The organism is Lutibacter sp. (assembly GCF_041555395.1).
Lineage (GTDB): Bacteria > Bacteroidota > Bacteroidia > Flavobacteriales > Flavobacteriaceae > Lutibacter.
In genome coordinates this window covers 1-2,498 of record NZ_JBFFKM010000111.1, presented here as the reverse complement: position 1 = coordinate 2,498, position 2,498 = coordinate 1, and the positions used below count along the sequence as shown (strand labels likewise).

Genomic DNA, 2,498 nt, shown 5'->3' with positions numbered 1-2,498 from the left:
GGCTGTTCCGCACTGGGTGTTTTATCTCCTTATAAAAGTATCAATACCCTTATTGAAATGGGCGCTTCCATCACTATGGCAAAAGGCGCTTCCGATGCAGGAATTCAACCGGCAATTGCCGTTATTGGTGACTCCACCTTTACCCATTCGGGCATGACAGGTTTGCTGGATGCCATTATTGAAAACACACCGATTACCGTTATCATTTCCGACAATTCAGCCATTGCCATGACAGGCGCACAGGATTCAGCGGCTTCAGGAAGGTTAATTTCAATTTGTAAAGGTTTAGGCCTTGATGAAGATCATTTAAAAGTGATTACGCCATTGCACAAAAATTTACAGGAAAATATTGATATCATCCGAGAAGAAATAAATTACAAAGGCGTTTCTGTTATCATTGCACAGCGTCCTTGCGTTCAACTTCCTAAAGAGAAAAAGGACAAATTAAAAGAATATAAAAACGTGTCATTAAATTAATAGTATGCGAACAAAAATAAATATAATATTAGCAGGTGTTGGCGGACAAGGAATTTTAACCATTGCAGCCGTTTTGGACACTGCCGCTTTGGAGAACAAATTAAACGTAAAACAATCGGAAGTTCATGGAATGAGCCAGCGCGGCGGAGCCGTGCAGTCCCATGTTAGAATTTCAGACAAACCTATATATTCTGATTTAATTCCGCAGGGAAAAGCAGATATGATTATTTCTGTGGAACCTATGGAATTATTGCGCTATTTGCCTTTTCTGAAAAAAGACGGCTTTTTAATCACCGATTCCAACCCGTTTGAAAATATCAGCAATTATCCTGAATTGGAAACGCTTTACAATGAAATTAAATCGCATAAAAACCATATTTTAATTGATGCAATGAAAATTGCTAAAGATTTGGGTAATTCAAAAGCAACCAACATGGTTTTATTGGGTGCCGCTTCTTCTTTAATTCCATTAAGCGATGAAAGTTTTCAAAAGGCGATTGCCACACTTTTTGAAAGAAAAGGGGAACGCATTGTTGCAAAAAACCTAGAAGCGTATTTAAAAGGTCAAGAAATTGCCGCAGAAATAGTTTCTTAAAAATATCAATTTTTTTATGCTGAACAAAGAATTACTAAATCCCAAAAGCATTGTTGTTATTGGTGCTTCAAACAATATTCATACGCCAGGCGGAAGCGTTTTAAAGAATTTAATCGCTCACAATTTTGAAGGCGAATTGTTTGCCGTAAATCCGAAAGAAACGGAAGTACAAGGACAAAAATGTTATCAAAATGTTGCTGAAATTCCTTCAGTGGATCTTGCAATTATTGCCATCGCGGCAAAATTTACTTTGGAAACAGTTCAAATTTTAACGCAGCAAAAAAACACCAAAGGATTTATTATATTTTCGGCGGGTTTTGGTGAAAAAGATGATGAAGGTAAAAAACTGGAAGAACAAATTGTTGCAGAAATAAATACTGCAGGCGGAACACTTCTTGGGCCAAACAATATCGGGTTGATCAATCAACATTATGCAGGCGCATTTACATCACCAATTCCAAAATTAAATCCAAAAGGAGTTGATTTTATTTCTGGTTCCGGGGCAACTGCCGTTTTTATTATGGAAGCTGCCATGGCAACAGGCTTGACATTTTCCAGCGTTTATTCAGTAGGAAATTCAGCCCAAATTGGCGTTGAGGAAGTTCTGGAGCATTTAGACGAAACCTTTGAAAACGGAAAAAGTTCAGAAGTGAAATTATTATATATTGAAAGCATTGAAAACCCACAAAAACTGCTAAAACATGCAGCTTCATTAATTGCTAAAGGCTGCAAAATTGCCGCGATAAAAGCAGGAAGTTCCTCTGCAGGAAGCAGAGCTGCCAGTTCCCATACAGGAGCACTTGCCAATTCTGATGTTGCAGTTGATGCTTTGTTTAAAAAAGCAGGAATTGTACGTTGTTTTGGAAGAAATGAGCTGATTACGGTTGCGGGAATTTTTATGCATCCTGAACTTAAGGGTAAAAATATTGCCGTAATTACTCATGCAGGGGGACCGGCAGTAATGCTTACGGATGCTTTATCTAAAAACGGATTAAACGTCCCCGAGATTAAGGGAAAAGAAAGTGAAGAATTGCTTGAAAAATTATTTTTAGGATCATCCGTTTCTAATCCTATTGATTTTTTAGCGACAGGAAACGCAGCACAACTGGAAACTATTATCGATTATTGTGAGGATAAATTTTCGAATATTGATGCCATGGTTGTCATTTTCGGAAGTCCTGGATTGTTTGAAGTCTACGACGTATATGATGTTCTCGACAAAAAAATGCAAGAATGCAAAAAACCCATTTTCCCGGTTTTACCTTCCGTTGTGAACGTGAAAAAGGAAATCAATTATTTTATTTCAAAAGGAAATATCAATTTTCCTGATGAAGTTTTATTTGGAAATGCCTTGGCTAAAATATATAAAACAGCCAAACCAATTGCTACAAAAATATCAAAAACAGTTATTGATTTAGAAGCAATT

Annotated in this window: 3 protein-coding genes; all 3 read left to right on the top strand. The window is 37.0% G+C overall.

What is annotated here, in order from left to right; translation table 11 throughout:
* Nucleotides 1-477, top strand: a 477-nt coding sequence (locus tag ABY285_RS12475; protein WP_372770553.1) for a thiamine pyrophosphate-dependent enzyme, incomplete at its 5' end; no start/stop codon positions are given.
* Between the two features lie 4 nt (nt 478-481).
* Complete coding sequence (locus ABY285_RS12470; protein ID WP_372770551.1) at nt 482-1,072, top strand: indolepyruvate oxidoreductase subunit beta; 591 nt, start codon at nt 482-484, stop codon at nt 1,070-1,072.
* Between the two features lie 16 nt (nt 1,073-1,088).
* On the top strand, nt 1,089-2,498 hold a 1,410-nt coding region (locus ABY285_RS12465; RefSeq protein WP_372770549.1), incomplete at its 3' end, for a CoA-binding protein.